General features: G+C 69.9%; 7 protein-coding genes. 2 read left to right on the forward strand and 5 right to left on the reverse strand.

The features are described from left to right. Window positions 1-155: 155 nt before the first annotated feature. Entirely contained in the window at window positions 156-1,403 is a 1,248-nt protein-coding gene (locus tag AC3WRN_RS08275) for a hypothetical protein (RefSeq protein WP_492622603.1), read from the forward strand. 73 nt (window positions 1,404-1,476) lie between these two features. After that, the gene (dapE, locus tag AC3WRN_RS08280) at window positions 1,477-2,616 is read left to right on the forward strand and encodes a succinyl-diaminopimelate desuccinylase (protein ID WP_492622604.1); all 1,140 of its coding nucleotides are present in this window, start codon (window positions 1,477-1,479) and stop codon (window positions 2,614-2,616) included. A 29-nt stretch (window positions 2,617-2,645) separates the two neighbouring features. On the opposite strand, the gene tatA is transcribed toward dapE, so the two are convergent. The 5 genes from tatA to AC3WRN_RS08305 are packed head-to-tail and all read right to left on the reverse strand — an operon-like array spanning window position 2,646 to window position 6,564. Further along, window positions 2,646-2,849 carry a twin-arginine translocase TatA/TatE family subunit gene (gene tatA, locus AC3WRN_RS08285; RefSeq protein WP_068096115.1) on the reverse strand — a complete coding sequence of 68 codons (204 nt, stop codon included), beginning with the start codon at window positions 2,847-2,849 and terminating at the stop codon, window positions 2,646-2,648. Window positions 2,850-2,864: 15 nt separating this feature from the next. Continuing rightward, complete coding sequence (locus tag AC3WRN_RS08290; protein ID WP_492622605.1) at window positions 2,865-3,524, reverse strand: nitrous oxide reductase accessory protein NosL; 660 nt, start codon at window positions 3,522-3,524, stop codon at window positions 2,865-2,867. 10 nt (window positions 3,525-3,534) lie between these two features. Continuing rightward, window positions 3,535-4,368: an ABC transporter permease gene (locus AC3WRN_RS08295; protein ID WP_492622606.1), complete on the reverse strand. Its 834-nt coding sequence runs from the start codon at window positions 4,366-4,368 to the stop codon at window positions 3,535-3,537. Then, window positions 4,365-5,294, reverse strand: coding sequence for an ABC transporter ATP-binding protein (locus AC3WRN_RS08300; protein WP_492622607.1), 930 nt, complete (start codon window positions 5,292-5,294; stop codon window positions 4,365-4,367). Before AC3WRN_RS08300 ends, AC3WRN_RS08295 begins: the two co-directional genes overlap by 4 nt. Then, window positions 5,278-6,564 carry a nitrous oxide reductase family maturation protein NosD gene (locus AC3WRN_RS08305; protein WP_492622608.1) on the reverse strand — a complete coding sequence of 429 codons (1,287 nt, stop codon included), beginning with the start codon at window positions 6,562-6,564 and terminating at the stop codon, window positions 5,278-5,280. The genes AC3WRN_RS08300 and AC3WRN_RS08305 overlap by 17 nt, the downstream gene beginning before the upstream one ends. Window positions 6,565-6,647 lie beyond the last annotated feature (83 nt).

Here is a 6,647-nt window from a genome sequence, read left to right on the forward strand (position 1 = left end):
TCACTTATGTAGTGAGTCATTTGTCGGGCGTGGTGATCGCCGATTGAAGCGAGTTTTCGCAAGAAATTATCGATCATGCGGCTGTCATGCAGGCAACGTTTTGGCATGACCGGCAAAGGCGTAGCATGGCGGCCTCCCCTACCCAGGAGCATCGCATGACCGCTTCCTCGATTGTCGTCAGCAGCGTTGCCGAACTGATCCGTGCGGTGCAGGACACCGGGATACGGCAGATCACGGTCGATGGTGAGCTGGCCGGTGTGCCGGCGCTCCGGTTGTCGCCCGGACAGGTGTTGCTGGGACAGGGTGACGACGCGGCGCTGATTTTCACGAGCGGCATCGACGGCCTGCAGCTGACCACCGACAACGAGGTTCACGACCTCCATCTCGTCGCCTCGCCGGATCGACGCGCGATCCACAACGATACCCAGGTCGAAAGTCTCGGCCGGTTGGTGCTGGGTGAAGTGACCACGATCGGCCAGGTGCAGATCCTCGCACGCGACAAGGTGCGCAGTGGCCATGTCGAGGTCGCCGGCCTGGATGTGGTTAGCGCCGATGCACGTGCGCAGGCTGATCGGCCGCAGGGGTTCGGCGTGCATGTGCTGCAGGGCGCGTTCACGCTGTGGAACATGCAGGCCGATGCCACGGTGGTGATCAGCGCGCGGCTGGTCGGCCTGTCCGCCGGGCGGGCGGCGGCGCCGGTGCTCGGTAGCGGCATCTTCGTCAGCGGTGCCGGCTTCGAGGGTGGCCGGCTCACCGTGTCACTGCTCGAAACCGGCGAAATTCACAGCGATGGCCGCATCGCGCCGGGCACGCCGGACATGATCACCGGTGGTGTGTTCACCGTGTTCAACGCGTTCGTCGATACCGTGCGCAACCTGGCTCCGGTGGTGACCTACGGGCAGAACGACATGGTGCTCGACAACTGGGGCTCGGTGGATCACTGGGTCGCCGAGGAAAAGATCACCTCGTACGGTCCCAGCGGCATCGGCTTCGTCAACTTCGGCCTGGTCAACGAGCTGGAAGTCGAGGCGCCGATCGAGACGTTCGGGCAGGGCGCGCGCGGTTTCAACGTCTACGCCGGCACCGTCAATCGCGCGGTATTCGATCGCATCACCACCCATGCCGATGGCGCGGTCGGCATCCAGATCAGCCAGCCGATCGGCTACCTCAGCGTGCGCCGTGGTCTCGAAACGTTTGGCGGCACCGGCGATTCACTGGTGAAGGGCGTGGTGCTGAAGCTCTCCGCCATCGCGCTCAGTGTGAAGCCCGGTGGCTCCGCACGCGAGATCGATATCGACGGCGGCGTCACCACGCACGGCGACGGCATCGCGCCGCTGGAGATGCTCGGCGTGGTCGGCCGGCTGAGCATCGAGGGCGGCGTCAGCGCCAAGCAGGGGCACTGATCTCGGGCGCACTCGCAACGACGCGGCTTGCTATGCTGCAGCGCTGTCGATCCATTGCGCCTGGCGAGTGTCCATGTCCGAAGTTCTCGATCTCACCCGTGACCTGATCCGTCGCCGCTCGGTGACGCCGGAAGATGCCGGTTGTCTGGCATTGATCGGCGGGCGCCTGCAGGGTGCGGGTTTCCATGTCGAGCACCTGCGCTACGGCGAGGTGGACAATCTGTGGGCGACGCACGGTTCGGGCGGGCCTACGCTGGCCTTCCTCGGTCATACCGACGTGGTGCCGAGCGGCCCCGAAGCATCATGGCGCAGTCCGCCGTTCGAACCGACCATTCGCGATGGCCGTCTATACGGTCGCGGCGCCGCCGACATGAAGGGATCGGTGGCGGCGATGGTGGTCGCGTTGGAACAGTTCGTGGCGGCGCATCCGGGCCATCACGGCCGGGTCGGGCTGCTGCTGACCAGTGACGAGGAGGGGCCGACCAATCTCGACGGCGTGCGCAAGGTGGTCGAGCATTTCCGTAGCGTTGGCGAGCACATCGACTGGTGCGTGGTCGGTGAGCCGTCGGCGAAGGAAAAGCTGGGCGACCTGATTCGCGTGGGGCGGCGTGGTTCGCTGTCGGGCACGCTCAGCGTGCGCGGTGTGCAGGGGCATGTGGCGTATCCGGAGAAGGCGCTGAACCCGATCCATGCCTTCGCCCCCGCGCTGGCGGAACTCGCCGCCGAGCGCTGGGACGCGGGCAACGCGGATTTCCCGCCCACCTCGTTCCAGGTCTCCAACCTCAACGCGGGCACCGGCGCCAACAACGTGATCCCGGGTGAACTCAGCGCGCTGGTCAACTTCCGCTACTGCACCGCGAGCACGGCGGACGAATTGCGTGCACGCACCGAGGCGATCCTGCAACGACACGGCCTGGACTATGCGCTGGACTGGAACCTCTCCGGCGAACCCTTCCTCACCCCGCCCGGCGGCATGCTGCGCGAAACCGTGCTGGCGGTCTGCCGCGAGCTGTGCGGCCTCGAGCCGGAGCAGAGCACCGGCGGCGGCACGTCGGACGGCCGCTTCATCGCGCCGCTCGGCGCCGAGGTGATCGAGCTGGGACCGGTCAATGCGACGATCCACAAGGTTGATGAATGCGTGTCGCTGGACGAGCTGGAGCGCCTGCCGCAGCTGTACCACGCCATCTGCGAACGGTTGCTGGCCGCGGCCTGACCTTTCGGCCGGCGGCGGAGTGCTTGGCGTCAGGGCCGCCGTTCGTCGCCGGCCTCCGACGGGATCGCCCGTGGCGCGGCTTCGTCCGGCGGAGTATCCCGGAGTCCCTTGCGAAAGTCGGCGATGGCGCTGCCGAGGTCGCGGCCGGCGTTGCGCAGCTTGCCGGTGCCGAAGACCAGCAGCGCCAGCACGAGCAGCACGATCCAGTGCGAAAAACTGTCGAGTCCGAACATGTTGAGGGTTCCCGGTTATGGAAGTGGGTGGGCCGGCATGCCCTGCGCTGCAGGCGATGCCGATGGTGGCGGCGTGGCAAGCAGGCCGGTGGATGCCGCAGGCCCGGCCAGGCACTGCAGCGGGCCACGGGCGCCGGTGGCAGCCCGGGCAGGGCACTGGTAATCCAGCGCGGCCACCAGCGCGGGCGTGACCTCGTCGAAACCGAGCACGCCGCCGCCATGCCCGCGCACGAAGGCCTCTGCCGCGGCGCGGGTGGCGAACGACGCCAGGGTCGGCCCCATCGAGCCGGGCAGCGGCTGCCAGGCCACGTAGAAGGCGCGGCGCGCGTCGATGAAGCTGACCGCGGCGTGGCTGGGCTGCTGCCAGTCGAGGTGGGTGCTGTCCTGCACGAACAGTTCCTGCAGCGCGGACTGGTTCTCCGGCTGCAGCACGTAGGCGAAGAAATCGCGGGTGGAGTCGAACACCAGCGGCTTGGCGCGGCCGGTCACCCAGGCTTCCGCCCGCGGGCCGGGCGAGCCGTCCAGGTACATGCCGCACACGGCGCAGGCGTCGTCCGGGTGGGTATCGACCGCCTGCTGCGCGGGAGCGCGGCCGCCGCCGCAGCCGGCAAGCAGGGCCAGCACGAGGATCAGTGCGGCCAGTGCGGCGGAGCGGGGCGCGGAACGGGTTCGCATGCGGTTCTCCTCAGACTTCCTTGCGCCGGAACGCGAGCATCGCCCACGCGAACGGCGCCACCGCCCAAGCCAGCATCACCAGGCACAGCAGCAGCGGCGGATAGGCGTGGTGGGCGGTCATGCCGGTCAGCAGGTCGTTGCCGGCACCGTCGCCCAGCGCGGTGAGGTTGACCAGCCGGAACACGTCGACCGGGTTGAGCAGCAGCAGGTACGGATACACCGCCCGCTCCACCGGGTTGCCGCCGCTGACCACCAGCAGCGCCAGCAGCGCCAGGTCGAACAGCACCACGCTGAGCAGCCAGCCGATCAGCGCCAGACCGGCGGCGCGCGACTTGTCTGCGGTCTGCACGCTGATCAGGCAGGCCAGCCCGACGAAGCAGGCGCCCAGCAGCGAGGCGCTGAGGATGAAGCGGCCGATGTGCAGCCACGCCTGCAGCGTCTGCGCGGGCGGCTGCATCAGCTGCATGATCGCCACCGCCAGGCCGAAGCCGGCCAGGGTGGCGGCGGCCAGAGCGCCGCAGTGGCCGAGGAACTTGCCGGCGACCAGCTGGCCGCGCGCCAGCGGGTAGCTGAGCATCAGCAGCAGGGTGCCGTCGTCGCGTTCGCCGACGATGGCGTCGTAGGCGATCAGCAGGCCGATCAGCGGGATCACGAAGGCGCCCAGCGTGGTCAGGCTGGCCAGCGTGGCGTCGAACGAGGTGAACCCGACTTTGCCGGAGGCGGCGCTGCCGAACCAGGCGATGCCCAGCGCCAGCAGCGCGAACAGTATGGTGAGCGCCACCGTCCAGCGGTTGCGGAAGTCGTCGCGGAACTCCTTTCCGGCGACGATGAGGATGGTGTTCATGCGCAGGCCTCCGCGGCGGGCCGCTGGCCGGCGCCGAGCCAGTCGTAGAGCTGCGCCAGCGTGGGCTCGCGCACGTCGAGGTCGACCACGGCGGGGTCGGCGAGCAGCTCGCGCAGCACGGGCAGCTTGCCGGCGCGCGGCACCTGCAGTTCCAGCCGGCCGTCGGGCCGCCGCTGCGCGGGCAGGCCGCGCGCGTCCAGCCGGATCAGCAGCCCGTCGATGGCGTGCTGGTGCGGGCGCAGCAGCAGGCGGGCGGGCAGCGCGGCCTGCTCGCCCAGCGCGTCGAGGCTGCCGGCGGCGAGCAGCCGGCCCTGGCGCAGGATCAGCGCGCCGTCGATGTGCGGTTCCAGTTCGGCCAGCAGGTGCGAGGAGATCAGCACGCAGCGCCCGTCCGCACGCAGCTCGCCGACGATGCGGTACAGCTCGCGGGTGGCCTGCGGGTCGAGGCCGGTGGTCGGTTCGTCCAGCAGCACCAGTTCCGGCGAGCCCAGCAGGGCCTGCGCCAGGCCGAGGCGCTGGCGCATGCCCTTGGAGTAGGTGCCGATGCGCCGGTCGGCGGCGTGCGCCAGGCCGACGCGTTCCAGCAGCGCCTGCGCCTGGCCGCGCGGCGCCTGCTTCAGCCGGGCCAGGTAGTCGAGCAGCTCACGCCCGCTGAGGCTGGCGTAGAAGGTGGCGCTCTCGGGCAGGTAGCCGATGCGCCGGCGCAGCGCGTGCGCGCGCCACGGCGACTGGCCGAGCACGTCGAGGCGGCCGCCGCTGGGCGCGATCAGGCCGAGGATCAGTTTGATCAGGGTCGACTTGCCGGCGCCGTTGTGGCCGAGCAGGCCGATCACCCGGCCGCGCGGCACGCAGGCGCTGACGCCGTCGAGCGCGGCGAGCGCGCCGTAGCGCTTGGCCAGCGCCTCGAATTCAATCGCGTGGTTCATGGTCGGGCCGGAAGGAGGCGGGGGCTTTCATCAGCGGATGGCTGTCCTGCACCGACGGCGGCGTGAACACCGGGAACGCGCGCTGCACGTAGCGCATCAGCAGCACGGCGGGGCTGGACATCAGGTTGCGCGCGGTGGGGTATTTCCACAGCAGCACGTCGACGCCGTCGTTGGGGCGGAACGGGACGTCGCCGATGCCGTCGGCGTCCAGGTCCCAGCCGAGGTAGTCGCTCCAGAAATTGCCGCGGCCGTCCGCCGACCACTCCTGGGCGAGGTTCTGCACGTACTTCACCTGGATGCGGTTGTCCACGAAGCGGTTGCCCCAGAGGCGGTTGTCCTCCGAGCCCGCGGTCACGTGGATGCCGATCTGCGAGTCGGCCACGAGGTTGTCGTGGAGGGTGTTGAACTGCGACAGGTAGACGAACAGCCCCTTGCCCTCGGTGCCGTCGATCAGCCCACCCTGCGTGTCGCGCAAGCCGTCGACGTGGCGTATCTGGTTGCCGGCGATTTCACTGTGCGAGATGTAGTTGAGCAGGAAGCCGTAGGAATCCTCGTGCTCTGCGGTGTTGCCGATCACCCGCAGGTGGTCGGACGACATCAGCGCGTAGCCGGCGAGGTTGCCGCGGCTGACGTTGCCCAGCAGCAGGTTGTGCTGGGAATACATGTAGTGGATGCCGTAGCGCACGTCGTGCACCACGTTGCGCGCGATGGTGTTGTGCGGGCTGACGTAGACGTAGATGCCGTCGCGCGAGCCGGCCACGTCGTTGCCCTCGATGGTGCAGCCGGTGTCGTTCCACAGGTGGATGCCGTCGCCGCGGTCGGCCACGCGCAGCGAGCGCATGCCGCGGATCACGTTGTGCGCCACCCGCACGTCGGCGGCGCCGTCGAGGTAGACGCCGAACAGGCTTTCCTCGATGCGGTTGCCCTCGAGCGTGACCTCGCGCGCCTGGCGCTCGACGAAGATGCCCGCGTTCATCGCGGTGAGGTCGGTGCCGCTGCGGCGGAGGGTCAGCCCGCGCACGGCGACCCGCGCGGCGCCGATGCGCACCACGTCGCCCGAGCCGCCGCCGTCGAGGACCGCGCCGGGCTCGCCGACCAGGGTGATGGGCTTGTCCAGCCGCAGGTGCACCGCGTGCACGCCGGCCGGCACGCGGACGGTGGCACCCGGCGCCGCCGCGGCCACGGCCTGCTCCAGTGGCTCGCGCGCATGTGCCGGCGCCGCCAGCGGCAGCGCCAGCGCCAGGACGGCGAGGAGGCGGGGCATGTCCATGGAAGCGGAAGATCCGGCCGTGGGGGGGGGGGGGGGGGGGGGGGGGGGGGGGGGGGGGGGGGGGGGGGGGGAGGGGGGAGGGG

Source organism: Rhodanobacter sp. FW101-FHT13A11, from assembly GCF_058790335.1.

Coding starts and splice junctions, on each gene's coding strand:
- AC3WRN_RS08290 (WP_492622605.1), bottom strand. CDS start 3,524: ATGCGAACCCGTTCCGCGCCCCGCTCCGCCGCACTGGCCGCACTGATC.
- AC3WRN_RS08295 (WP_492622606.1), bottom strand. CDS start 4,368: ATGAACACCATCCTCATCGTCGCCGGAAAGGAGTTCCGCGACGACTTC.
- AC3WRN_RS08305 (WP_492622608.1), bottom strand. CDS start 6,564: ATGGACATGCCCCGCCTCCTCGCCGTCCTGGCGCTGGCGCTGCCGCTG.
- AC3WRN_RS08300 (WP_492622607.1), bottom strand. CDS start 5,294: ATGAACCACGCGATTGAATTCGAGGCGCTGGCCAAGCGCTACGGCGCG.
- dapE (WP_492622604.1), top strand. CDS start 1,477: ATGTCCGAAGTTCTCGATCTCACCCGTGACCTGATCCGTCGCCGCTCG.
- AC3WRN_RS08275 (WP_492622603.1), top strand. CDS start 156: ATGACCGCTTCCTCGATTGTCGTCAGCAGCGTTGCCGAACTGATCCGT.
- tatA (WP_068096115.1), bottom strand. CDS start 2,849: ATGTTCGGACTCGACAGTTTTTCGCACTGGATCGTGCTGCTCGTGCTG.